Source organism: Sinorhizobium garamanticum (assembly GCF_029892065.1).
Taxonomy (GTDB): Bacteria; Pseudomonadota; Alphaproteobacteria; order Rhizobiales; family Rhizobiaceae; genus Sinorhizobium; species Sinorhizobium garamanticum.
Window position 1 is genome coordinate 3,015,984 of sequence record NZ_CP120373.1, and the last position, 24,699, is coordinate 3,040,682.

Annotated in this window: 23 protein-coding genes; 11 read left to right on the plus strand and 12 right to left on the minus strand. The window is 62.4% G+C overall.

The window, feature by feature from the left end; all coding sequences use genetic code 11:
* Positions 1 to 564: 564 nt before the first annotated feature.
* The 3 genes from PZN02_RS14100 to PZN02_RS14110 all read left to right on the plus strand — a co-directional run bounded on the left by PZN02_RS14100 (position 565) and on the right by PZN02_RS14110 (position 5,526).
* Entirely contained in the window at positions 565 to 2,157 is a 1,593-nt protein-coding gene (locus PZN02_RS14100; protein ID WP_280658591.1) for a winged helix-turn-helix domain-containing tetratricopeptide repeat protein, read from the plus strand.
* A gap of 518 nt (positions 2,158 to 2,675) precedes the next feature.
* A complete protein-coding gene (locus PZN02_RS14105) occupies positions 2,676 to 4,730 on the plus strand; it encodes an SMc04171 family calcium-binding repeat protein (RefSeq protein ID WP_280658592.1) in 2,055 nt (684 codons plus the stop codon).
* 415 nt (positions 4,731 to 5,145) lie between these two features.
* Positions 5,146 to 5,526, plus strand: a complete 381-nt coding sequence (locus PZN02_RS14110) for a YkvA family protein (RefSeq protein WP_280661498.1) — start codon at positions 5,146 to 5,148, stop codon at positions 5,524 to 5,526.
* Here the strand turns inward: PZN02_RS14110 and PZN02_RS14115 are convergent, their stop codons facing one another.
* From PZN02_RS14115 to PZN02_RS14160, 10 genes are all read right to left on the minus strand, one after another.
* Positions 5,527 to 6,336: a DUF1194 domain-containing protein gene (locus tag PZN02_RS14115; RefSeq protein WP_280658593.1), complete on the minus strand. Its 810-nt coding sequence runs from the start codon at positions 6,334 to 6,336 to the stop codon at positions 5,527 to 5,529. It abuts the gene before it with no gap.
* Positions 6,337 to 6,645: 309 nt separating this feature from the next.
* The gene (locus tag PZN02_RS14120) at positions 6,646 to 7,875 is read right to left on the minus strand and encodes a bifunctional alpha/beta hydrolase/OsmC family protein (RefSeq protein WP_280658594.1); all 1,230 of its coding nucleotides are present in this window, start codon (positions 7,873 to 7,875) and stop codon (positions 6,646 to 6,648) included.
* 350 nt (positions 7,876 to 8,225) lie between these two features.
* A complete protein-coding gene (locus tag PZN02_RS14125; RefSeq protein ID WP_280658595.1) occupies positions 8,226 to 8,618 on the minus strand; it encodes a GFA family protein in 393 nt (130 codons plus the stop codon).
* A gap of 139 nt (positions 8,619 to 8,757) precedes the next feature.
* On the minus strand, positions 8,758 to 9,264 hold the full coding sequence (msrA, locus tag PZN02_RS14130) for a peptide-methionine (S)-S-oxide reductase MsrA (RefSeq protein ID WP_280658596.1): 507 nt from the start codon (positions 9,262 to 9,264) through the stop codon (positions 8,758 to 8,760).
* A complete protein-coding gene (gene msrB / locus PZN02_RS14135) occupies positions 9,265 to 9,708 on the minus strand; it encodes a peptide-methionine (R)-S-oxide reductase MsrB (protein WP_280658597.1) in 444 nt (147 codons plus the stop codon). It lies immediately after the preceding gene.
* Positions 9,709 to 9,753: 45 nt separating this feature from the next.
* Positions 9,754 to 11,217: an amidase family protein gene (locus tag PZN02_RS14140; protein ID WP_280658598.1), complete on the minus strand. Its 1,464-nt coding sequence runs from the start codon at positions 11,215 to 11,217 to the stop codon at positions 9,754 to 9,756.
* Positions 11,218 to 11,317: 100 nt separating this feature from the next.
* Positions 11,318 to 11,782 (minus strand): DUF6130 family protein, encoded by a 465-nt coding sequence (locus tag PZN02_RS14145; RefSeq protein WP_179875720.1) that lies wholly within the window; start codon positions 11,780 to 11,782, stop codon positions 11,318 to 11,320.
* A gap of 286 nt (positions 11,783 to 12,068) precedes the next feature.
* On the minus strand, positions 12,069 to 12,980 hold the full coding sequence (locus PZN02_RS14150) for an NAD-dependent epimerase/dehydratase family protein (RefSeq protein WP_280658599.1): 912 nt from the start codon (positions 12,978 to 12,980) through the stop codon (positions 12,069 to 12,071).
* 365 nt (positions 12,981 to 13,345) lie between these two features.
* The gene (locus PZN02_RS14155) at positions 13,346 to 13,801 is read right to left on the minus strand and encodes a carboxymuconolactone decarboxylase family protein (protein WP_280658600.1); all 456 of its coding nucleotides are present in this window, start codon (positions 13,799 to 13,801) and stop codon (positions 13,346 to 13,348) included.
* Between the two features lie 41 nt (positions 13,802 to 13,842).
* Positions 13,843 to 14,259, minus strand: coding sequence for a cupin domain-containing protein (locus PZN02_RS14160; protein WP_280658601.1), 417 nt, complete (start codon positions 14,257 to 14,259; stop codon positions 13,843 to 13,845).
* A 120-nt stretch (positions 14,260 to 14,379) separates the two neighbouring features.
* On the opposite strand from PZN02_RS14160, the gene pdxR reads away from it, so the two are divergent.
* The 4 genes from pdxR to PZN02_RS14180 all read left to right on the plus strand — a co-directional run bounded on the left by pdxR (position 14,380) and on the right by PZN02_RS14180 (position 18,125).
* Positions 14,380 to 15,786: a MocR-like pyridoxine biosynthesis transcription factor PdxR gene (gene pdxR, locus PZN02_RS14165; protein ID WP_280658602.1), complete on the plus strand. Its 1,407-nt coding sequence runs from the start codon at positions 14,380 to 14,382 to the stop codon at positions 15,784 to 15,786.
* A 495-nt stretch (positions 15,787 to 16,281) separates the two neighbouring features.
* Entirely contained in the window at positions 16,282 to 16,698 is a 417-nt protein-coding gene (locus PZN02_RS14170; RefSeq protein ID WP_280658603.1) for a VOC family protein, read from the plus strand.
* 80 nt (positions 16,699 to 16,778) lie between these two features.
* Positions 16,779 to 17,732 carry a DMT family transporter gene (locus PZN02_RS14175; RefSeq protein ID WP_280658604.1) on the plus strand — a complete coding sequence of 318 codons (954 nt, stop codon included), beginning with the start codon at positions 16,779 to 16,781 and terminating at the stop codon, positions 17,730 to 17,732.
* 120 nt (positions 17,733 to 17,852) lie between these two features.
* Positions 17,853 to 18,125, plus strand: coding sequence for a hypothetical protein (locus tag PZN02_RS14180; RefSeq protein ID WP_280658605.1), 273 nt, complete (start codon positions 17,853 to 17,855; stop codon positions 18,123 to 18,125).
* A gap of 25 nt (positions 18,126 to 18,150) precedes the next feature.
* Here PZN02_RS14180 and petA read toward each other — a convergent pair whose 3' ends face one another.
* Positions 18,151 to 18,654, minus strand: coding sequence for a ubiquinol-cytochrome c reductase iron-sulfur subunit (gene petA, locus PZN02_RS14185; protein ID WP_280661499.1), 504 nt, complete (start codon positions 18,652 to 18,654; stop codon positions 18,151 to 18,153).
* Positions 18,655 to 19,168: 514 nt separating this feature from the next.
* Here petA and PZN02_RS14190 point away from each other — a divergent pair.
* Positions 19,169 to 19,543 (plus strand): VOC family protein, encoded by a 375-nt coding sequence (locus tag PZN02_RS14190; protein ID WP_280658606.1) that lies wholly within the window; start codon positions 19,169 to 19,171, stop codon positions 19,541 to 19,543.
* 243 nt (positions 19,544 to 19,786) lie between these two features.
* On the opposite strand, the gene PZN02_RS14195 is transcribed toward PZN02_RS14190, so the two are convergent.
* Positions 19,787 to 20,440: a hydrolase gene (locus PZN02_RS14195; protein ID WP_280658607.1), complete on the minus strand. Its 654-nt coding sequence runs from the start codon at positions 20,438 to 20,440 to the stop codon at positions 19,787 to 19,789.
* Between the two features lie 151 nt (positions 20,441 to 20,591).
* On the opposite strand from PZN02_RS14195, the gene PZN02_RS14200 reads away from it, so the two are divergent.
* The 3 genes from PZN02_RS14200 (at position 20,592) to PZN02_RS14210 (ending at position 24,540) form a co-directional block, all read left to right on the plus strand.
* Complete coding sequence (locus PZN02_RS14200) at positions 20,592 to 21,485, plus strand: LysR family transcriptional regulator (RefSeq protein ID WP_280661500.1); 894 nt, start codon at positions 20,592 to 20,594, stop codon at positions 21,483 to 21,485.
* A 347-nt stretch (positions 21,486 to 21,832) separates the two neighbouring features.
* Positions 21,833 to 23,269 carry a mechanosensitive ion channel family protein gene (locus PZN02_RS14205; protein WP_280658608.1) on the plus strand — a complete coding sequence of 479 codons (1,437 nt, stop codon included), beginning with the start codon at positions 21,833 to 21,835 and terminating at the stop codon, positions 23,267 to 23,269.
* Between the two features lie 341 nt (positions 23,270 to 23,610).
* The gene (locus tag PZN02_RS14210) at positions 23,611 to 24,540 is read left to right on the plus strand and encodes an IS110 family RNA-guided transposase (protein WP_280658609.1); all 930 of its coding nucleotides are present in this window, start codon (positions 23,611 to 23,613) and stop codon (positions 24,538 to 24,540) included.
* Positions 24,541 to 24,699 lie beyond the last annotated feature (159 nt).

The window sequence follows — 24,699 nt, forward strand, 5'->3', positions numbered from 1 at the left end:
ATTGCCGTCGATGTGTCTGGAGAGTGCCTCGGCGATCGAGAGAAGTCCTTGCGGCGGGCTTGAATTGATCTTGAAGGAAGCTTGGTTATTCGTCCAAGGCGGATTGCCGGATGGCACAGTACACGACAGCAGCGTACTGCTCCTCGTCGGTTGCGCTACGGCAAGGTTCTCCTCCGTTCCTCATTCCTGTGCTTGTCACAGGAATCCAGCCACGGCGCGTCCGCGCCGTGAATGACTCGGTCTCGCAGCAACACAGATGCCGCCACAATTGTGGTTCCGCTTCAGTTGCGCGCACGTTCTCCCGCGCCCAAGGACTTGGGCACCCTCATTCCTGTGACGAGCACAGGAATGAGGGTGCGTGGGGCGGCCGTCACGACTCAACTGACTTAATGAGAGCGAAAAAGCATCAGCCAAACCCAATTACGTGCTGTCGCTCGATGGGCACCGGATGCTCTTACCTTTGAAGCGGCGGACGGAAAACCGCTACACACTTTTCCGGGAATCGCCCTAAACACGCCTTGCCGTGCTATCAAGGGACGGAAGCATTCGCCGGGGGATACCGACGTGCCGTTCGTGTTTGGAGACTACGTGCTCGATCCGGAGCGCCGCGAGCTTACGCTGCGTGCGCAGGTCGTCGCCGTCGGGCCGCAGGTCTTCGACCTGTTGCTCCATCTCGTCAGGAACCGCGATCGCGTCGTCAGCAAGGACGACCTGCTACAGGCAGTGTGGGGCGGCCGGATCGTCTCGGAATCGACCATCACCAGCCACATCAACGCGGTTCGCAAGGCCATCGGCGACAGCGGCGAGGAACAGCGCCTCATCCGCACCGTCGCCCGCAAGGGCTTCCGTTTCGTCGGCGAGATCAGCCTCGACGAGATCGGGGAAGCGCGGCAGCCCGACGGGCCGGGCGTCGCCGACCACGGCTCCGGCGTGCAGAAGGAGCCGCCCCCGCTCGTCCTCCCGGACAAGCCCTCCATTACCGTCCTGCCGTTCCTCAATCTCAGCGGCGATCCGGAGCAGGAATATTTCGCCGACGGCGTGGTGGAGGACATCATCGCGGCGCTTTCGCGCTTGCGCTGGCTGTTCGTCATCGCGCGCAATTCGAGCTTCACCTACAAGGGGCGCGCAGTCGACGTGAAGGAAGTCGGCCGGGAGCTTGGCGTGCGCTACGTGCTGGAGGGCAGCGTGCGCAAGTCCGGCAACAAGGTGCGCATCACCGGGCAGCTGATCGACGCCACGACCGGCATGAATCTCTGGGCGGAGCGTTTCGAAGGCACGCTCGACGACATCTTCGAGCTGCAGGACCAGATCGCCGAAAGCGTCGTCGGCGCGATTGCGCCGCAGCTCGAGCGCGCGGAGATCGAACGCGCCAAGCGCAAGCCGACGGAAAGCCTCGACGCCTACGACTATTACCTGCGCGGCATGGCAAAACTGCACAGCGGAACCCGGGAGGCGATCGAGGCGGCACTGCCCTTGTTCTACCGGGCGACCGAGCTCGACCCGGAATTTGCGTCGGCCTATGGCATGGCGGCCTGGTGCCATTTCTGGCGAAAGGTCAATGGCTGGATGACCGACCGCGCCCGAGAGATCGCCGAGGGTGCGCGGCTGGCGCGGCTTGCGGTGGAGCTTGGCCGGGACGATGCGGTGGCGCTGACGCGGGGAGGGCATGCGCTCGCCCATCTCACCGGCGACCTCGATGGCGGCATCGCGCTTCTCGAGAGGGCGAAGTTTCTCAACCCGAACCTCGCCCCGGCCTGGTTCCTCGGCGGCTTCCTGCGCGCCTTCCGCGGCGAAACGCAGAGCGCGGTCGAGCATTTCGCCCATGCCGTTCGCTTGAGCCCGTTGGATCCTGAGATGTTTCGCATGCAGGCCGGAACGGCGCTGACGCACTTCTTCGCGGGACGCTTCGATTCCGCCTCGGCTTCGGCGGAGAAGGCGGTCGGGAACCTGCCCAGTTTCCTGATGGCCGTCGCCCTGGTCGCGGCAAGCCACGCGCTTGCCGGGCGCAGCGACGAAGCAAGGCAGGCGATGCAGCGGTTGCGCGCACTCGACCCATCCCTGCGTGTCTCCAAACTCAGGGACTGGCTGCCGATCCATCGCCCGGAGGATCTCAAGCAGTTCGCCGATGGCCTGCGGCTGGCCGGGCTGCCGGAGTGACGGCGGCACATCGCATAAGCGTGTAAATTGCGCCTACAGCGCCGCGCGTCTTATCAGACGCGCAAAGGACGCTGTAGCACTTTGAAATTGCTGCATGTTTTTTCCTTAAATCGGCTACGATTTGAGGAAACATGCAGTGGGCGCGCCACGCCAGCGGCCGCCCAAGCTGGGACGTCCCCCAGCAGCAAGCGGGCACGCTCGCCCTTCGGGCGCAAATCCTCTGACGCGTCCCATTGATCGTATCGAAGAGCACCGCAGTCCATCACGGGCGTCCAAGGCTGGTGTTGAATGCGAGCCCGTTAGAGATCCACTCGCTAATATAGTTTACCTCCGGTGCTGCCAAATGTATTTATATTGAGGGGATACTAATATAATGTTTGAAATAAATTGCTTGAAATAGCGAAATAATTTCAAGTTGCTTGGTCATGCTCATATGTATACGTTCGGAGAGATGCCAGATTATATATGCGATCGCGAATTATATTTGCATCGCAAGCCAGCGTTCGGAGGATAACGACATGGCCAAGATCGAAGGCTCCTATTCCAACGACGTGTTGCAAGGCACCGATGAAACTGACTACATCTGGGGTCTACCCGGTTGGGACGATATCGATGCGGGCGGCGGTGACGATTTCGTCGATGGCGGTGACGGACGCGATGTCCTGACGAGCTCGAGCGGCTACGACCGTCTCGACGCCGGAGCGGATGACGACCAGATCGTCCTTGTCGGCACCGGTGGCGCCGTGACCGGAGGTGCTGGCTATGACGGGTTGATCATCGATCTCTCCATGACTTCCGATCGGCTGGAGTTCAACGGGGAAAGCGGTCACGGCATCATCGGATACCAGAGCGCGGACGAACGGCACATCTTCTTCCACGACATAGAGTGGCTGAGGCTCACGGCGGGAAGCGGCAACGACCGCATCACGGGGACCGCCGCGAGTGACAGGATCTCGACCGGAGCCGGCGACGATGTCGTCGAGGGGGGAGCCGGGCGCGACATCATCACCAATACCGGCGGCCATGACCGCCTCGACGGCGGCGAGGGAAACGACCGTTTTGTCCTCGTCGAAGCGGGCGGGACCGTCTTCGGCGGCAGCGGCGACGATGTGCTGGCGATCGATCTCTCCGCGACTTCAAATCAGGTGGTGTTCAACGGCGAGAACGGTCACGGCATCCTCGGATACCAGACGCCCGCCGAGCGGCATCTTTTCTTCCAGCACTACGATATCGAGCAAATCCAATTGACGACGGGAAGCGGAAACGACCGTATCCAAGGGAGCGTCCTTAGAGACGTCATCCAGACGCAAGCCGGCAATGACGTCGTTAACGCGGGGGCAGGGGACGACACGATCGTCGACGGGCGCGGCGCCAACCGCCTTTTCGGTGGCGATGGCAACGACGGCATTACGACGACGCTTTATTCCGCCGAGATCGACGGTGGGCTTGGCGAGGACTGGGTGCGGATCGAGGAAAGAGTGCGCACCAGCGACGCCACCATCGATTTCGCGGCTGGCCGCGCACACACGGGAACGGTGTTCCGCAGCATCGAGCAGGCGAGCGTTGCACTCGGCAGCGGCAACGACACAGTGATCGCCGGCAATCTCGCCTATTTGTTCGTATACGCCGGCGCCGGCGACGACCGCCTCGAGGGCGGGGCCGGTGGTGACTCGTTCAATGGTGAAGGCGGCAACGACCGCATCGATGGCGGCGGAGGGAACGACACGATATCGACGGGCGTCGGCAACGACGTGGCCTTCGGCGGCGACGGCAAGGACACGCTCGCCAATGATGGCGGCAGGGACATGCTCGATGGCGGCGCCGGCGACGACTGGATCAGGGACGCCACTCCCGGTAGCGGCAGTCTGGGCGATGGATCGGTCATGCTCGGAGGTGCCGGTAACGACTCGTTCATCGCTTATTTCAGGGGAGAGGTCGATGGCGGCGAAGGGCGCGACCTGCTCCAACTGAACCTGGGCGCGCTGCCGGATGCGATCGATTTCGACGCGATGCGCGGCGCCACTCAGACCGGATTGACCTTTGCCAATGTGGAGGACTTCACGGTCTCGGCCGGGATCAGGAACGATGTGTTGCGGGGTGGAGACGGCAACGACGCCTTCCATGCGCTCGGCGGCAACGACCTTCTCGAAGGCCGGGGCGGGAACGATGAGCTGCGCGGCGACTCGGACAACGACCGGCTGTTCGGCGGCGATGGCGCGGATTTCCTCTACGGCGGCCTCCACGATGACATGTTGAGCGGCGGCAATGGCGCCGACATATTGGTCGGCGGCAGCGGCGCGGACACGTTCCTCTGGTCGACCGAAAGCCCGGGCCAGGTGGGCATCGACCGGATCCGCGACTTCGACACCAGGGGCGGCGATGTGATCGCGTTCTCTTCCGCCGCTGAGGACAATACCGGCATTCACGATTACGCTGGTTTCCTTGCAGCCTCGACCGAGACGGACTCCGGCGTGTACGTCGCCTTCAACGGCTCCGACACCCACGGGCTACTGATCGAAGGCGTTTCGCTCGCGGCACTCTCTGCCAACGACGTGATATTCGGCGTCGTCTAGGCGAGACCGATCAATGGCGAAAAGCAGGACCGGCAATAACCCCCTCTGCCCTGCCGGGCATCTCCCCCACAAGGGGGGAGATTGGCAAGTGGCGATGTCTCGCTCAACTACTGGCCCCTCTATGCGCGGCGTTTAGTGACCCTGTGCGCGCGGTGTTGACCTGGACGACTTCGGCATCTGCGAGTTGGCTGTCGGGCAGTGCCTTGCTTCCGGCCAATCTCCCCCTTGTGGGGGAAATGCCCGGCAGGGCAGAGGGGGTGCAGCCACGGGGCGGCCCGGAGAGGCTGCGACGCGCGAACCCCAGCGGTTTCCAAAACGATCCAATCAGATCGGGTATCACTCTGATGGCCCTGCTGTTGACCCGTGCGAGGAAGACGCAAGTGCGGTGCCGGCGGGAATCTTGTATCTAGGGAACATGCAGTGGCTGGACCGGACAAAGAAATGGGCGAAAGGCGTCAAGCGGGATGTCGTCGTCCTGTGGATGGCGGCGCGTGACCGGCGCGTTCCCTGGTATGCGAAGCTCGCCGCCGGCGCGGTCGCGGCCTATGCCTTGTCGCCGGTCGATCTGATACCAGACTTTGTGCCGGTCCTCGGATATCTCGATGACCTCGTCATCGTCCCGATCGGCATCGTCGCCGCGCTCAAGCTGATCCCAGCCGACGTTCTGACGGACTTGCGCATCGAGGCGGCGAAGCGCACCGAGCGCCCGGTCAGTCGAGCGGGAATGATCGCAGTCATCTCGACATGGGTGCTGCTCGCGGCTGTCATCGTCTGGATGGTGATCGGCGAAATCTGACTACCGATTCAATTCCGGAAACACCCGTTCGAGAAAGTTCGGATTGAGCTTTTCGCCGATCAGGCAATCGACCGGGGGTGTCGCAGCGGCCGGCTGGGGCGCCCATTGAGGCGTGCGGCCGCTGACCTCGAGGAGCAGCTTCTGGCGAACGGCGATCGCAAAGTCCTCCGCCTCGTGCACCGGAATCATGAAGGAGCCGGGGCCGCCGATGACGCATTCCGAATAATACTGATCGAGCGGAACGCCCGAACCGGATGGCCGGATGAGGATCGCCAATCCGTTGATGACGATCCCGCGCTCCAGCGCGGCGGCACGCGCGGGCGCGACCGGCGGTCCGGTGTTGTTGTGCCCGTCGCCGGAAAGGTCAAGGACGCGGCGCGCCCCGGCGTAGGCATTGGACTCGATCAGGTTGGTGCCGAACAGGATCGCGTTGGAGATGGAGGTCCCGCGTCGGGTGCCGACCGGGCGCGCTTCGAGCCGCGCGGCGAAGGCTTCGACATCCTCGGCGTCGTCGATCACCTGCCAGGCCAGCACCGATGCTTCGTTCACCAGTCCCGCCCATTCGAAATAGCCGATGGCAATGCGGCCCAGGTAACCGCCCTTGATGGCGTTGATGAAGCCCGGGTGTCTCAGGGCCTCCAGGTAGCCGCGGCGCTGTACACGCGCCTCCTCCATGTCCATCGAGCCCGACATGTCGACCGCCAGCACGAGTTCCAGGTCGACATCCGGGGGCGCCGCATCCGGAGGTGCGGCGGCCGCCTGCATCGGGATTCCTGTGAGCAACAAGATCAACGCCAACACGCGCAACATCGCATCGGCCCCCCTCTTCATGTCTTCGCAAGAGGGTACCACAGGATCGCCGAGTGGCGTTAGCCGCGGCAGGGTCCTTAAACCGGAACCACTTGCGATGCTGTTCGGGGAGGACGGCTGAACTATCGTGCTCTCCCCTACAGCGCCGTGGTGTCTTTCAGACGCCACGGTACACGACAGTAACGCAATTGGGATGCTCTTCTCGCCCTTATCCCTGTGCTTGTCACAGGAATGAGGGATCCGAGGAAAGCCTTGCCGCACGGCAACCGATGAGGCAGGACGTTGTGGCGCTTTTGAACATGCGGGGGCTTATGATTTCACGACGGTCCTCATCTTCGCCACGGCTTCGAGCGTGCGATGGACGGGACACTTGCCGGCAATTTCGACGATCTTGCCGCGAAGCTCCTCCGAGACCTCGCCGTCGATGGATATGACGCGCTCGAAGTGGTCGATCCTGGCGCCGCCGCTGCGCTCCGACTCGGTGCATTCCTCGCAATCCTTGGCGTGGATCTTGGCATGCGAGACGTCGACGCCGATGCGGCCGAGCGCGAGCCCCGTGTGATCGGCATAGAGGCGCAGCGTCATCGAGGTGCAGGCGCCAAGTGCGATCGACAGGAAATCATAGGGCGACGGTCCGGAATCGAGCCCGCCCACGGTTTCGGGTTCGTCGGCGAAAAGCCGATGGCCGCCGGCCTGAACCGCGTTCTGAAACTTGCCTTCGCCCGTTTCCATCACCCGGACATGTTCGATCGGCTCAGTGCCCTGCGGCGTGTCGGCGGCAAGATAACGCGTCAGCCATCCCGAAATGATCCGACCGGCGAAGGCCGCGTCTTCAGGATCGGTGAGCAGGTGGTCGGCCTTGTCTAGCGAAACGAAGCTCTTCGGATGTTTGGCCGCGAGGAAGATTTCGGTGGCGTTCTCGATCCCGACCGTCTGGTCCAACGGCGCATGAAGCACGAGGAGCGGCTTTTTCAGGCTCGCAACGGCGTCCTTGATGCGCTGCGCACGCGCGTCCTCGACGAACTGCTTTCTGATCAGGAATTTGCGCCCGGCGAGATCGACGTCGGCGGCGCCGCTCTTCTCGATTTCCTCGAGGCTCGTTCCAAAATTCTTCAACACGTGGCCGACATCGGCCGGCGCGCCGATGGTGGCCACAGCGCGCACTTCGGGAATGTTGCCGGCGACGGCGAGGACCGCGGCGCCGCCGAGCGAGTGGCCGATCAGCAACGACGGTGCCTCATAGTGTTGGCGGAGATAGTCGGCGGCCGAAAGCAGGTCGGCGACATTGGAGGTAAAGTTCGTCGAGGCGAATTCGCCCTCACTCGATCCCAGGCCCGTGAAATCGAAGCGCAGGACAGCGATGCCTTCGCGCGCAAGCTCGGCCGCAACGCGGCGCGCTGACGCCAAATCCTTGGAACAGGTGAAGCAATGGGCAAAAATTGCGTAGGCACGCAATGGCCCGTTGGGCAGATCGAGGCGTGCGGCAAGCGTTGCGCCGGAATGACCGGGAAATTGGAGCCGTTGCGTGTTGAAGGCCATGGTGCGCTCCTTTGCTGTAAGGGTACGCATTCTACATCGGCAAGGGCGACCGGGTACCTACACCTTTGCGCGTCTTTTCAGGCGCTACGGTACACGACAGCAGCCTGCTGCAGGCTCGTCGGTTGTGGTCTGGCGTCACAGGAATCCACCGCGCACCGGAATGGGGGCGCCGCTCCCACAGCATCGGTGTTGCGGTCAGACGGAGTCACTCACGGTGCTGCACCCACGTAGCGGTCTCGATGACGGAGCGCCGGTGGTCGCGTGACTGGCGCATCGATACCTGAACATCGTCGTTATCTTGCTCAGCCGTTACCACCCATCCCCTGAAATGACCGCCGGTTGGCGCGCGGTCAGTAGCTGTCGCTCTGCGGCAGACCGTCTGTGATCTCGTAATAGTCGCCCTTGTCCCCGACAAATGTGTGTTTGGAGAGATGCAATCCGGTCGGACCATCGAAAAGACCCATCGCGACCGCTGTGAGCTGATAGTCTTCAATCGTCGGCTTCCAGAACAACGTCGAGCCGCACTCAGAACAGAATCCACGTTCGATTTTGTCGGACGATCGGTACCAACGGATGTGTTGCTCACCGCCGACCGAGAGCGCATCGCGCCGAACGTTCACAGCAGCGAGGACGTGGCCGGACTGTTTTCGACACATCCTGCAATGGCAAGCTTCAGGCTGATGTTCAATCGGGCCTGTCACCTCGACGCTGACACTTCCGCACAGGCACGTGCCCCTCAACATGGCATCCCTCCACATCCGGCATCGTCGCCCTTGCTACTGCATGTTTCCTTAAATCGGCTGGGGGTTAAGGAAACAAGCAGCCGTTCCAGGCCGAACCTTCAGGCCCGGCGTATCCGCCGGGCCATTCGGAGCTAAGTCGCTATTCGGCCGCCGACCGCCGGGGCAGCACCCAGTTGGGGCGCGGGAAGTGGCAGGTATAGCCGCTCGGGTAATGCTCCAGGTAATCCTGGTGCTCCGGCTCCGCCTCCCAGAAGTCGCCGACCGGCTCGACTTCGGTCACGACCTTGCCCGGCCACAGGCCCGAAGCGTCGACATCCGCGATGGTGTCCTCGGCAATTCGCTTCTGCTCGTCGTCGGCGTAGTAGATCGCCGACCGGTAGGAGAGGCCGATGTCGTTGCCCTGCCGGTTTTTCGTGGTCGGATCGTGGATCTGGAAGAAGAACTCCAGAATCCGCCTGTAGCTGATCTTCTCGGGATCGAAGATGATCTCGATGCCCTCGGCGTGGGTACCGTGATTGCGGTAGGTCGCGTTCGGCACGTCGCCGCCCGTGTAACCCACGCGGGTCGCGACCACGCCGGGGAGCTTGCGGATCAAGTCCTGCATCCCCCAGAAGCAGCCACCGGCCAAAACAGCTCTCTCGGTCATTCAGATGTCCTCTACCTGGTTGATATAGGCGCCGTAGCCCTCGGCCTCCATTTCCTCTCGCGGAATGAAGCGCAGGGCGGCGGAATTGATGCAGTAACGCAGTCCGCCCCGGTCTTCGGGGCCGTCGGGAAACACATGGCCGAGGTGACTGTCGCCATGCATCGAGCGAACCTCGGTGCGGATCATACCATAGGAGTCGTCCCTGAGTTCCTTGACGTTTGCCGGCACGATCGGCTTGGTGAAGCTCGGCCAGCCGCAGCCGGAATCGAACTTGTCGGACGACGCGAACAGGGGCTCGCCGGAAACGATGTCGACATAGATCCCCGGCCGCTTGTTGTCATGATACTCCCCCGTGAAGGGGCGCTCGGTGCCGTTCTGCTGGGTCACCCGAAACTGCTCGGGTGTGAGCTTGCTGACCGCTTCGTCGGTCTTCTTGTAGGTCATTGCATGTCTCCGTTGTTTAGATCTTGATCGAGCAGCGCCGATCGTTCAGCCAGGTGATGGCAGCATCCCGACGGCCGCTTCCACACGACGTGCGAGTTCGAGGAGGCTACCGTCCCGCCCGTGCGCACCGTCCATCTCAAGCCCTAGCGGAAGCCCGTTTTTAGACAGGCCCGTAGGAATGCTGATACCTGGCAAACCGGCCAGGCTCGCGGCGATGGTGTTCTTTGCCAGAACCAGATCGCTGACTTCCTGATCCGCGATTGAGAACTTCGACTGATGCTCGATCAATGGTGCCGTGCAGGGAGTCGCTGGAAAGAGAAGTGCAGCAGCCCCGCTGCGGGCAAAGGCTTCGTTGAACCGGCGTTGAATTTCCGGGCGATCGAGCGATAGCGTTGCCTCATATGTCTCGCGAGAAATATATCCAGGTCCGCTCGGCAAGACGACGTGCCCCCAAGCTTCTCTTAGACCGGGTTTCAAGCCGTTATAGATTGCGTCGAACGAAGTTGGAACGCCGTTGTGATGAAGAAATCCTGAGATCGCTTCCATCGTCTCATGGAAAAAGATGTTCCACGTTGCCCTTTCGGTGATCGAGGAGAAGTCTTCTCCGAGGTCTATCGAGACAATCTCGGCACCAGCCTCGCGTAGCCGCCGAACCGTGTCGTTGAAATGCGCCTCGATGTCAGGCTCGACCAGATCAAGATGCTGCCGCGGCGCATAGGCTAACCTGACACCCTTCAGGTCAGATCGATCGGAGCGTGCGGTCGCTTCAGCTTTCGTGACGATTTGATCGATCAGGGCGCAGTCTTCGACATTGCGCGCAAGCACGCCTGTTGTATCGAGGGTATGAGAGATCGGCGCGACCCCGTTACCTGGCCACCGTCCCGTCGTGGGCTTGAAGCCAACCACGCCACACAGCGACGCAGGCACTCGGATCGAACCTACCGTATCGCCCCCTAGGGCCGCGGGTACGATGCGAGCCGCTACGGACGCGCCCGCCCCACTGGAGGAGCCCCCAGAGACATGATTGCGGTTATGGGGGTTTTTCACCTGGCCATAGGGGCTGTTGTTGCCGGTCAAACCGTAGGACATTTCAACGAGGTTATTTTTGCCGAAGACGATGCCGCCGGCATCCTTGATCGCGCCAACGGCCTCGGCGTCCTTTTCCGGCACGAAACCTTCGAGATTCCGCACCCCAAGCGTCGTTCGCAGTCCTCGAGTCAGATAGCTGTCCTTGACCGCCAACGGAACGCCGAGCAGGGGAGCAGTGGAACCAGCGGCGCGTGCCTTGTCCGCATTTCTGGCTGCCGCCAGCGCAGATGCTTCGTCTATCGTAATGAACGCATTTAGATCGGAGTGCGTCCGGGCGCGCTTAAGGAGAGCGGCCGTATAGGACTCCGACGAGATGTCGCCATTGCGAATGGCCGCAGCGGCTGCGACGATGCCAAGCCCGGTGAGCCCTTCCGCTTCCGGCTCCGAGGCTGTTCTAACGAATACTTCGTTCTCGTGCATGATAACCTCACTTTAGCCCAGGACGACCAACGTGCCGTTGGCCGTCACGTTCAGGACCGCGCAGTTGTCAACTGCGCGGCAGAGCATTGGAGAGCGATCCTCAGTGCGTGTGAGGAGCCGCCGTGTCGGGGACTGTGAACGTATGCGTCACCTCCTGCCCGGGGATCACGTTGTGATTGGCGTCCACCAACCGGATATTCACCTTGTGCGGTCCGGGCGGGAAATTGGCTATATCGACCGTGTTGTTGTCACTCGCGTCCGCCCACCACCACGGCAGGTCATCCACGATAACGTGGAGATGCCCGATGCGTGGAGACACGTCGACGGCGCCGGCTCCGAACACCGGCACGATGCGCAGGTTCTCCACCCGGTACTGGGCCCAGTAGACGCCCTGGGCAATCCCCTCGGGAAGCGGGGGGTCCACGATCAGCTTGGGCGCGGGCTCGTTCTCGACGGCAACATAGGGTGAAGGGCCGCGGATCTCCCGCGCGCTCTGGGCGAAGGCGCCGGTTGCGAGCACAGTAGCGGCGGTGGCGGCGGTAAGCGTCTTGATGAGCAGGATCATTTCAGTCGTTCCTTTGGTTCAGAGACCCATTTCCTCATGCCGGACATAAACATGAGCCCAGCAGGCGAAGGACCGAATAGTCACGTCTTGGGAGGCTCTCTTTCACGTTGTGAGCGAACGATCCCATGTCATGCCTCGGTCTCACGGCTCGCGGGTCGGTCCGAACCGTTGCGCGAAACTGACGCATGCTCGTATCTTGAATGTGTTCAGATGCCCACAAACTGTATCGCTATGTAGGAGGAAGGCCGATCCAATGCCGCCGACGCCTTCCATAAATGGCGAACTGTCAAGCGTGCTTCCATAGAAGCGGCCGTGGCGCGAAGCCGAGTTTTTCCTTCGCCAGGGCGTTGGAGGCGCCGGTCAGCCGGGTGTGGTAGTAGACCGCTTCCTCCCCCGCCGATTTCAGCGCGTCCTCTACGCTCAGGCGCCGCGGCTCCGGCGCACCGACCCATCGGGCGAAGGCGGGTAGCCATTCGGAGACGGGCAGGGGATCGTCGTCGACGACATTGTAGACGCCCGGCTCGGCTGTCAGCGAGGCGATCGTCGCGGCGATCGCGTCGTCGATGTGGACGAACGACCAGACGCCATTTCCTTCGCCGATGATCGCCGACTCTCCCTTGCGCGCCTGATCCGCAATGGCTCCCTCCGGCCGGTACCAGGTGCCGGGACCGTAGAAGAAGCCGTAGCGGAGCACGACGCCGTCGAGAGACGGCGAGGCGAGCACCCGGTCCTCATAGACGCCGATGGCGCGCGTGCTTTCGCCGATCTCGCCGGGTGCGTCGTATCTCAGCCTCGCGGTCTCGTCGGCGAGCTCTCCCGCCGGAGCCTCCAGGTAGAAGCCGCGAGACTGCATGATGTAGCGGCGGACGCCGAGCTCCTCGGCCGCGGCGATGAGATTGGCGCCGCCCTCGCGGTGGAGGCGCGTATCGTTCGGCATCGCCTTGATGATGTCGGCTGGGTTCGCCGGAAGCCAGGTGAGTTGGTCGATCACCACATCCGGCGCCGCCGCCTCGATCGCGCGGTGGACCGCTTTGCGGTCGAAGGCATCGGCGAAAGACACCTCTGCCCCGAGCTCGCGCAGACGATCCGACCCGGGGCCTGGGCGTGTCATGCCGGTCACCTGATGGCCGAGGGTCAAGAGCACCCGCACCAGCGGCAGGCCGACGGCACCCGTGGCACCTGCGATGAATATCTTCATTAGCCAAACTCCCTAGTTTTGAGGGCATTTCGTGGTTTTCGGTGAAGCAAGCTACACGGTTGCTGCTCTCGTCGGATGCCGTTCACCAACGCTTCTCCTCCGGCCCTCATTCCTGTGCTTGTCACAGGAATCCAGCCAGCCCAAGTCCTTGGGCTGAAAGGAGTCTTCCGCGCCGCAGACGCGGCGCTGCTGGATCCCTGTGACAAGCACAGGGATGAGGGCGGAAAAAAGCATCCGCCGGCCCGTTACGCTGCGGTTGTGTGCCGTGAACCGTGAAGTTGCTCTAACTCTAAATAACGTAATTCCTGGCAAAGAGCCGTTATATGCTTGTCCTGGACCAGAGGCTTTCGATGGAGGCGCCCGTCTTAGTTTTCCAGTGCAGCCTGTGGCGTATTGCGGAAACTGATCGCCATCCGGTTGTAGGTGTTCATCAGGCCGATCGCGATCGTGAGATCAACGAGTTCGCGCTCGTCGAACACAGCCCGCGCGGCCTCGTAAGCCTGGTCGGGCACGTTGGTCTCGGCAACGCGCGTGACCGTTTCGGCCCAGGCGAGGGCGGCCTGCTCGCGCTCGTCGAAGAGATTGCCGGCTTCCGCCCATGCCTGCACCAGCGCGATCTTCTCGATTTTCTGCCCCTTTTTCAAAAGGTCGCGCGTGTGCATGTCGAGGCAGTAGGCGCAGTTGTTGATCTGCGAGATCCGAAGATAGACCAGATCGACCAGCACCGGAGGGAGGCTGCTCTGCATGATGTAGCCGTAGACTCCGCCCAGGGCTTTGACGCCGGCCGGTGCGATCTGGTTGTAGTCGAGACGCTTGCTCACTTGTTCTAATCCTTAAAACTGTTCTGTCGTTGAATGTGGGTTCACTCGATGTTGGTGGTCAGGGCCTTTTCGTCGCTGTCGGCGACGAAGACCGCGAGCAGCTTTGCGGGCCTGGTCTTGCTCGCATTGCGGCTGACGAGGTGGTTGGCCGCCGGCGGCTCGTGCCAGCTCTCGCCGGCGCGGTATATCTGCGTCGGGCCGTCGTTCACTTTCGATTCGATTTCTCCGGAGAGGACGTAGGCGAAGATGAACGACGAGTCCGCGTGCCTGTGCGGCGCCGAAGTCCCGCCCGGCGGGTAATCGACGATGAATGCGGTCAGCGTTTTGCCCGGAATATTGGGTATGGCCTGCGCGAAGTGGGGCGTGACAACGTCGCCGGGGTCATGCGCTGCGGCCGGGATTGCGGTAGCTATTGCGAGGGCGGCGCCGACAGCGCCAATTACAGATCGTATGGTCATGACGACGGTTCTCCTTTGCGTGTGGTCATGATGACGCTTCTTCCTTGCCGCCTAGAAATGACGGTTTCCTGGTTCTAAAAAAAGCACCAAGAAACAGCAAAAATCGTGTACCAAGAGAGCATGGACCAGCCGCTGAAACTGGAACTCGACCGGACTGCGAAGACGCCGCTGGCCGAGCAGATCCGCAAGGGCATCAGCACCGCGATCGAAAGCGGGGTGCTCGCCCCGGGCGCGCGCCTGCCGTCGTGGCTGGACCTCGCGGCCCAGCTTGGTGTTGCGCGCGGCACGGTGCGCACGGCCTATGAGAAGCTCTCCGCTGCCCAGATGATCGTCGCTTCGCGCGCGGCCGGAACCCGTGTCGCGGAACAGCCTGCCGCCGTTGCCCGGGTCGAACAGCCGCCCGATCCCGGCTCGTTCCTGGAGCGGTATCTGGAGATGACGGCGGGCCCGGCGATCTTCCAGATGGGCGTGCCTGCGCAGGAAACCTTTCCCGCAACCCTCTTCGCCCGGATCCGCGCGCAGGCCGTGCGGGCGGAATCGAGCGCGCCGGCGATTTATCCCGATCCGCGCGGCGAGCTGGACCTGCGGCGGGAAATCGCCGCCTATCTCGCCGTCGCGCGCCGTACCGAGTGCTCGCCCTCCGAGGTCATCATTACCGGCGGCTACGCCAGCGGGCTCGGACTGGCGCTCCGTGTGCTCGGTCTTGAGGGGCGGAAGGTCTGGATGGAGGATCCCGGCTTCCCGTTCACCCGGCATGGGCTGGAGCTCGCGCGATTGTCGCCCGTCCCAATCCCCGTCGATGCCGACGGCATCGATGTCGACCATGGCATCCGCCATGCCCCGGATGCAGCACTGGTCGTCGTGACGCCGGGGCAGCAGGCGCCGCTCGGGCCCGCCCTGTCACTGGCGCGGCGGTTGCGCCTTCTCGACTGGGCGGCCCGCAGCGAAGCTTGGGTGATCGAGGACGACTATTTGAGCGAATTGCAGCTCGATGGCCGCGCGGCACCGGCGCTCGCCTCGCTCGATCGCGCCGGGCGCGTCATTCACATCGGCTCCTTCAGCAAGACCATCAGCCCCGCGCTGAGGCTCGGCTTCGTCGTCGCGCCACCGGCGCTGGCATCCCGTTTTGCGGAGGTCGCGGCGTGCCTCGCGCCGCCTCCGGGGCCGGCGGTGCAGCTCGCAACCGCCGCGTTCATGCGCGAAGGCCACTACATGCGGCATCTCAGGCGCACGAAGCGCGTCTACGCCGCGCAACGCGACGCCTTGCTGAAATGTCTCATGCCGGGTGCCGGGGAGGCTACGGTCGCCGGCCTGGCCGTGCTGCTGCGCCTGCCGGACGGCGCGCCGGACGTTGCCATCGTCCGGGAGACGCTGGCATTCGGAATGGCCCCGGCACCGCTCTCGGTCTGGTATGCGTCGCCGGATTCCGCAAAATCCGGCTTGCTGCTGGGACTCGCGACGGCGCCGCAACGGCAGCTCGCGCGATCCTGCGACCGTCTCCAGGGGATCATCGGGCGCTTTGCGTGAGGGCGAGGGAGTATTCGGGAGCGGCACAGGGCGATCCCGGGAAGGCAATCTCATCATGATATCTGACTGTCATTCGCCACTCTGTCCTTTCCTGGGAGAACGTGCATTACAGCGCCACGCGGTACGGCGGGCCATCCTCTCCGGTCCTCATTCCTGTGCTTGGCACAGGAATCCAGCCAGCCCAAGTCCTTGGGCTGAAAAGACTCTTCCGCGCCGCGGACGCGGCGCTGCTGGATCCCTGTGACAAGCACAGGGATGAGGGCAAAAACAACATTCGCCAAACTCATTACGCTGCCGTCCTGCCCTACTTGAGTGCTCGGCTGGCGTGCCGGACTCTTCGTGTCAAAGTGTATCGAGATACCTCAGCTTCAGCATTCAATTACATTGCTGCGGCAGTCGCGAAACATCCCATATACGAACAACGCGCTTTGTGTCTCGTGAGCCGAAGGGGCGGAAAGCCCTCGGCGAAATCGAACCAGTCACAAGGACGAAACCATGGCCGCCAAAGCCGCACATCAGTTGCTGGGACACGCCGTTGTAGGAACGAACGACCTTTCCACCGCCGCAAACTTCTATGACAAACTATTCGCTCTCTTCGGCGTAGGACGAATTCTCGAACAGCCCGGCAGGGCAGTGTACTTCGGCACTACGGGTCTCGAGTTTGGCGTCACCAATCCCTACAACGGCGAGGGTGCCACGATCGGCAACGGCAACATGGTTGCGCTCAGCGCGCACTCCCGTGCTCACGTTGATGAAGTCCATGCGCTTGCGCTGAAGCTTGGCGGGACCGATGAGGGCAGGCCGGGGCCGCGGGGGCCGAACGGGGATGGTCCGTACTGCGCATACTTCCGCGATCTCGACGGCAACAAGCTGCTCGTCTTCCGCGCCGGCCCGGATGAAGCCCAAGGCTAAGACGGACGATTGCTCGATCGCGAGATCGAGCAATCGCCTTCCCGGCAAACACGCAGCAATCCTTGAACCCAGGTGCTTCAATGACGAGCTCCATGATGATCGGCGTCGTCGCCGCGCTCTTTGCCGCCTTTGCGTGGTCGCTGAATTTCATCGTTCCCTTCGTCATAGGCGACCATTCCGTTTTTGATTTCGCGCTGTTCCGGTTTGTGATCTCCGGCGTTTTGGGCTTGGGATTTCTGGCATTCAGAAGAAAAGCCTTGTCCGGGCTAAGGTTGCGCGACCTGGTGACAACAGCCTGGCTCGGTTTCATCGGGTATCTCGGCTACTTCCTGACCGTCGTCGGCGCGGCCATTTTCGCAGGTCCCGTGATTGCGCCGGCATTTCTCGCGTTCGTGCCCGTTGTGCTGGCGATCGTAGGCAATTTGCGCCAGCGAAGCGTAGCGTGGAATGCCCTGATCCTGCCGCTCACATTGGCTGTCGTTGGCCTGTCTCTCGTCAACGTCAGTGTATTCGACCCTGACAGCATGGCGACGACACGGTCACTCTCGATCGGCACTCCGCTGGCGATCGCCGCCGTATTGCTGTGGACGTGGTTCGGCATTGTCAATCAGACTGCCCTTGCCAAACGTCCAGGCATGGATGCCGGTGTCTGGACGGCGCTTATCATGACTGGCGGCGGGATCGAGATGCTGGCCTTCATGCCTGTTGGTCTTGCCTTGGGCGTATTCGAGATACCGCGGCTCGGTCTCGGCTGGGACGTCGCCGCTCCTCTCTACCTATGGGGAACGGGCCTGGCCTTCCTGGCCTCGGTCGGCGGTGCATGGGCGTGGACGATCGCCGCGCAGCGGCTGCCTGTCGCTCTTTCCGCCCAATTGATCGTGTCGGAAACAGTCTTCGGCACGATATTCGGCCTTGCCGTGCATGGCCGTTCGCCAACGGTTCTGGAGATTGCCGGAATAGCGGTTCTGACGGCAGGTGTCTTGACCGCTGTCCGGGCTTTCCATGGAGGGGGCAGACAATCGGTAGCGGCTTAACGCTTGCGGACGATGGCGGCGCGCGGATCGCCACGCTGGCAGTCAAGATCGACTACCTGCGCCAGGGAGGCATCGAGCCGCGCTCCGCCATCGCCGGCACGGTGGCGCGGGACGGTCAATGTGGCTGTCGTCAAGCGGGGCAAGGCGGCCGCAACCGCGCGCCCCGAAGCGTTTCTCATTGTCATAGCCTACGGCTTGCTATGGCTGATCCTTGAGCCTGAGACCTTCGACATGCATAGCCTGGCCACGCTAATCGTGTGGGTCATGACCTTGATCATCCAGCGCGCCGAGCAGGGCGACACCCAGGCGATCCACGCAAAACTGGACGGACTGCTTCATTCCGACCACCGGGCCCCGGATGGGCTTGCGACGGACAGCCGCATCCGACCTTGACTGGCTAGATTGAACAGCCAGAGGCTTATCCAATCCGCACAACTGTATCGGAGACGAATTCGAAGCGAGGTATCGGAAGGTTCTCTGGTGCCGGTCCCTTGCGGACTCGGCCGGCGGTGTCATAGTGCGATCCGTGGCAGGGGCAGAACCAGCCTCCGAAGTCACCCGCCTGTCCTAGAGGCACGCAGCCGAGATGCGTGCATACGCCGATCATCACGATCCAGTTCTCCTTCCCTTCCCCGGCGGAGCGGGCGAGATCGGTCGCAGGCTGGTCGTCGGCAAGATTGGCGTTTCGCGCGATGGGGTCCTTGAGTTCCTCAAGCGCGGTCGCATTTGCCGCTTCGACCTCCTTGGCGGTCCGATTTCGAACGAAAACGGGGCGGCCGCGCCATTTGACAGTCAGCGACATGCCTTCGGTGAGCGAGGATACGTCCACCTCGATGGTGGCCGTTGCGAGCGTCGAGGCATCGGGGCGCATCTGATCGATGAGCGGCCAAGAGGCAGCACCCACTCCCACCACCCCGGCCATGGTCGTCACCAAATAGAGAAAATCACGTTTGGTTGGCTCGTCTGGTTCGTCTATCGCCACAGGAATTGCCTCCTTACGGCGCTTAGCTGGTCCCGCTTCGAAAGTCCCTGGATCACCCTGCCTGTACCGAAGCGAGGTGAGGACGACGATCTTTCGAGAGACGCTTTGCTCAGCCATTATACGTCCAGGACCAAGCCATGGAATCGAGAATGACTAGAACGGAATTTCGCGTGGATCCGACCTGGAGGATCTGGCGTGCGGATTTTGCCCGCGAACAGGACCACTCGTTTGGGTCCGGGTAATACCTAGCTTTCGGGCGATCGGCCTGTCTTCGACTCGTCCGTCGACCTGTCCGAAGTGGTTGAATGGCAGCTAGTCCTGCAAAGCCGCTGTCCGGTTCTCCGAGTTGGACTTCCGCTCACCTCTGTTGCTGCCATTCGCCGATAGCATCCGCTTGTCCATGCCTACAAAACACGTTAGGCCTCGCGCAGGCCTAAGCACTTCAGGAGAACTCATGTTTGACCACGTCAAATTCGGAGTCAGCGACTATGCAGCGAGCAAAGCGTTCTTCCTCAAGGCACTCGAACCGCTCGGCGTAGCTGTTGTCTCGGAGGGGCCGCCTTCGTACGGTGTCGAGCTTAGCCCAAAGGGTAAGTCTTCATTGTGCCTGTACCAAACCGAGGAGAAGCCGGCGCATCTTCACTTGGCGTTCACGGCCGAGAATCGCCAGCAAGTCGAAGCTTTCTATCGCGCGGCCCTGGAGGCGGGTGGCAAAGACAATGGTGCGCCCGGTCTGCGCCCGCACTACCACGCGAACTACTATGCCGCCTTCGTCATCGGTCCGGACGGGCACAACATCGAAGCGGTTTGCCACGAACCCGAGGCCTAACCCTTCACTCGGTGAACCGCGGGTGGGCGTAGATGCGACGAGGATGGACGACGGCCGAGCGACAGCTTCCCGGAGGAACCGACGAGCGTCCGTTCCTGGTGCATTCCGGACGAACGCCGACGACCGCTGTTGGCCCAAACGAGACATAGAACCTTCGCGTCCAACTAATGGGGATGACGAGCTTAGATAAGCGATGAACTTTTTCGCATCGCTTCGTTCATGGTTCTCGTCATCCCGCTCAAATCAGCCTGCGTTGCTCGGCACCGGCGTGTTGAGAAGCTGCTGCTCCCAAAGATACGCGATGCCGCTGCCGCCGAAGTGCTGGATGAGAATCTCGGTCAGCTCCTCGACATGCTCGGTGCGCGCCCAATCGCGTTGCCATTCGCCAGCGAGCGCCATCACGGTCATCACGTTCGCGCCGGCCGCGGCCATGCGCTGGATGGCAACTTCGTGAGACTCCTTCGAAATCCCGCCCGACGCGTCGGTGATCACGGTCACGTCCCAGCCTTCGCCGGCGGCCTGGATGACAGGCATTGCGACGCAGACCTCGGTCCACAGGCCGGCGATGATCAGTTGCTTGCGGCCGGTCGCCTTGACGACGTTCACCACATTCTCGTCCTGCCAGGTGTTCACCCAGGTGCGATCGATGACTTCCTGGTCCGGAAATACGTCGGTGATCTGCTTAAAGAGAAGTCCACCGCGCGCCGCGATCACGCTGGTGAGAATGGTCGGAACATTGAAGGCTTTTGCTAGCTTCGCCAGCGCGGTCGTGTTGTTGACCACCATCTGCGGTTCGTGGCTGTTCAGGTTCGCCAGTTGGTAAGGCTGGTGGTCGATTAGGACGAGTACCGAGTCTTCGGGACGAAGAAGCGAAGCAAGGCCATTACGAAAAGTCATGAATACATCCTCTGCTGCTTTGTGTGTGAGGTTGGTTTGCCGGGAGACATGCGCTGACAGCGGCGCTGCCTAGATGGACACTGTCATTCCTATTCATGATACGGTAGCACTCCACTGTGCCACGCTGTGTCGCAAAATGGGGAACGCTGAATTGGACATCGAAGAGCTGCGGACATTCGTAGAAGTTGCTGATGCCGGGGGAGTTTCGCCCGCTGCGCGCCGGCTCGGCGTCTCCAAGTCGATCGTCAGCCGGCGGCTCTTTCGGCTTGAAGCGGAACTAGGCGTCCAGCTTCTTGCACGAACCACCCGCGGCGCCGCTCTCACAGAAGCCGGGGCCACGTTCCGAGATTATGCAGCCAGAGTCTGCGCCGAGATCGAGGTTGCCAGGGAAACTATCCTACCCGCCGGTGAACTTCGCGGCCGCCTGCGAGTTTCTGCGCCGCTTTCTTTCGGCCCGACCCACTTCGCTCCCGTGCTCGCGGACATGGCGCGACGCCATCCCCAGCTCCACATCCACACCTGCTACAGTGATCGCTTCGTTGATCTGATCGCGGAGGGTTATGATTGTGCGATACGGGTTGGCTATCTTCAGGACTCTAACCTGATCGCAAGACGCGTCGGGCCGATCTACGGGAAACTGGTCGCGAGCCCGGACTACATCAAAACGCATGGTGCCCCTGAAAAGCCGGAGGAACTGGTCTCCCATCAGGCTCTCATGCAGGGAACGGAAGCCTGGCAATTTATGGATGGAGACGAGATCATTACGGTTCATCCCCGGGGACGCTTCAAGGCCGACAACGCCACAGCTCTCGCCGCCGCCGCATTAGCAGGGCTCGGCATCGCTTGGATCCCCGATGGCGTCACCCATCAATACGTGGCCTCCGGCGCGCTGGTTCCGGTCATGACACGCCATCCACCGCCTCCGGCAGGTGTATACGTCATCCGCCCGCCAGGGCAGCATCCATCAAGGAAGGTACGTGTCCTCACCGAAATGTTGATTGAGTGTTTCGAACAGGCTCCGGACTCTGCGGGCGTCGGTCGCTAAGGCACGAATGGCGCGAAGCCCAGCCAGTCTCACTCGATGTCAGTGCGCGAAGTCCGCAATGGGCCTGCAGGCAGACAAAGGCGTTAGGCTCTTCGGGCCGGAAGCAGACGCCGGCAATATTCAAATTATCTGCTTCCGTTCCCATCGAGCCGGCCAGGCGTTATCGTGGGAGGTAAGGGCTTCTCGGTGCTGTATGGCCTCAGCACGAACGACAACCGTCCTGCAAAAAGATAGGTTGCGGTCTGCGCCGTCGACACGCAAAAGCGGCTGGTCTATGGGTTGACCCAGGTGCTTCGGCCACAGCATTGCGCCGGCTCCTCACCCGCTTTCAGAAGGCATTTCCGCGAATGTTCGACCTGCTTGTCTCGCCTCTGGTCCAGGTTATCGCGCTGGGTGTCGCAAGCATTGTCATCTGGCATCTGCAGGGGCGCGGTCGTCCGAACGCGCGCCTTGTGGTTCAGATCGCGTTTTTCCTGGTCATGACGGCGATTTTGGTTGGGAACCGTATTTCTCCGTTCAAGTTCGAGCCGATGCAGGAGGTCGGCGGCGCTCTTGTCGCAGCCAAGATGCTCTGGTGGATGCATCTCGCCTGGTCCACCATCGGTTTTATCCGCATCTATATTGTGCTGGATGGCAGGCCGCGCGAAGCGCGGCTGCTGCAGGACCTGTTCGTCGCGGTCGTCTATCTCGGGGTGACACTGTCCATCCTGTCCTTCGTGTTCGGCATCGCGATAGGAACACTGGTCGCGACCTCGGGCGTCATCGCGATCATCCTCGGGCTTGCCTTGCAGAGCACGCTGAATGACGTCTTTTCCGGCGTGGCGCTGACATTGGGGCGTCCCTACGGCATCGGCGACTGGATCATCCTTGCCGACGGTGTCGAAGGACGGGTGGTCGAGAATACCTGGCGTTCGACCCATATCCTGACGCCGGCCAACAATATCGTTGTCCTGCCGAACAGCGTGCTGGCGAAGGTCGGGCTGACGAACATCACCCGCCCTGACGAGACGCACCTGCAGGTCCTGACGCTCCGCGTGAAGCCGACGCATCCCCCGTCCTTCATCGCCGAGGCGATGCGGCGGGCGATGATTGGGGCCAACCACGTCGTTCACGATCCGGCTCCCGCGGTCGCGCTCAAGAGCCTCGACGCCGTGGCGGTCGAGGTCGAGCTGCAATACCGCGTCAGGCATCCCGCCGATCGGAATGCCGCCCGAAACGAACTCATCGATCTCGCCTACCGGCAATGCACGGCGATGGGCCTGTCGCTCGCCCCGCCAACAACGGCCACGGTCCTCATGGAGAGCGCCGTCACCGCGCCAGGACCCGCGGAGACGGTGAAGGACCTGCTGCGGGCCAATTCGATCTTCGCCGACCTGAAACTGGAAGAGCTGGAGAAGCTCGACGCGGCGGCACGACCCCGACAATACAGGTCCGGCGAGCGAGTGCTTGATGGAGCGGAAACAAGCCTGATGGTCGTTCGCTCAGGCGTCGTCGCCGCACATCGCAACGGCGCGGAGGTTACGCGATTGGCACCGGGCGCGATCTTCGGACAAGTCGATGGGATCGATGGCAAGGCCGTCACATTCGAAGCTCTGACCGAGGTCGAGGCCTATGAGATCGATGGCCCGACCATGACGCCCCTGTTGCAGGATTATCCGGCCATCCAGAGCGACCTTTCCCGGCATCTCGCCGGCCTTGCGGGACGTGCGCCGGCAGCCGGCAATGGGCCTGCTGAAGGAAAGCATGCCTTCCTGCGCAAGGTTCACGGTATCTTGGGGCGATAAGGTGGGAGTGACGGGGCTCTCAAGCGCGGCACCGGCGCCAAGAGGCCTGCTCGACGTTCTCTCGCGCCGTCGATGCGGCGCAGGAGACCCCTCACGGCGCCGATGCGCCGTGACTCGCCGTCGAGACGGTAGCCACGACCACCCTCATTCCTGTGCTTGTCACAGGAATCCTGTGTGTTGCAACTGTGGTTAAATGGGTTGCGGGTGGAAGGCCGTCGGAATCCTGGTCGTTTGAGACCGTTTGCTGGCTCTGGGTCCTCCACCCGCTTTTAGACACCCAACCTGAACAGTTGACGGAGGCCGTGACAGCGGACCTCGCATCACAGGATGAGGCCACTCCCATGATACAGCCTGATGTCATCGGATGCGATATCGCAAAAGCGCATTTGGACCTTTTCGACAGCGGCCGCGGCCGTCACGAGCGCATCGACAACACGCCGGCGGCCATTGCTGTCTGGCTTGCCACCCTTGCGGACCGGGTCGTCCATGTCGTCTTCGAGGCAACCGGACGATATGATGGCAAGCTTCGTGCGGCTCTGGAGGCGGCGGATTATCCCTATTCCCGCGTCAATCCGGCTCGCGCGCGAGACTTTGCCAAGGCGCTCGGCCTGCTTGCCAAGACGGATGCGATCGATGCGCGCCTGCTGGCCCGCATGGGCCAAAGCCTGCCGCTTCCGACGCATGCGCCGGACGATCCCGTTCGCCGCTCCCTTGGCCGTCTCCACGCGCGCCGCGACCAGCTCGTCGCGATGCGTCAGCAGGAGCGGACCCGCCTGCACGAGGCCGAAGGGGACGAGCGCGACAGCCTCGAAAGCCATCTCGCCTGGCTGAACGCGGAAATCGGCCGCATCGAGACGATCTGCCGGGAGCGGCTGCGGACCGATGAGACCCTCCGCTCGCAGGAGCAGAGGCTGCGCTCGATTCCCGGTGTGGGACCCGTCGCCGCTCTGACCCTGATCACGCTGATGCCCGAACTCGGGAGCCGCTCGTCCAAAGCCATAGCCGCCCTTGCCGGGCTTGCGCCGTTCAATGTCGACAGCGGTATGTCGCGTGGCCAGCGCCATATTCGCGGTGGCCGAAAGCGCATCCGCGATGCCCTTTACATGGCCGCGCTCACCGCCAGCCGCATGCCCTCGGCCTTCAAGCCATATGCCGACCGGATGGCCCGACAAGGAAAGCCCTTCAAGGTTGTCATCACCGCTCTTGCCCGCAAATTGCTCACCATCGCCAACGCCCTCGCGAGGGACAAAACAATCTATTCAAAAGCCTGACAAACACAGTTGCCAGCCACGGCGCGTCCGCGCCGTGAATGACACCTGTCGGCGCTTGAAAGCCTGCTGACGAGACTCGGGTCGATCGGGTAGCCGGTGCCCCGCACCACTGCGCTGCTTACTCCGGGCGTCTCCCGCGCCGCCGACGCGGCGCTGCTG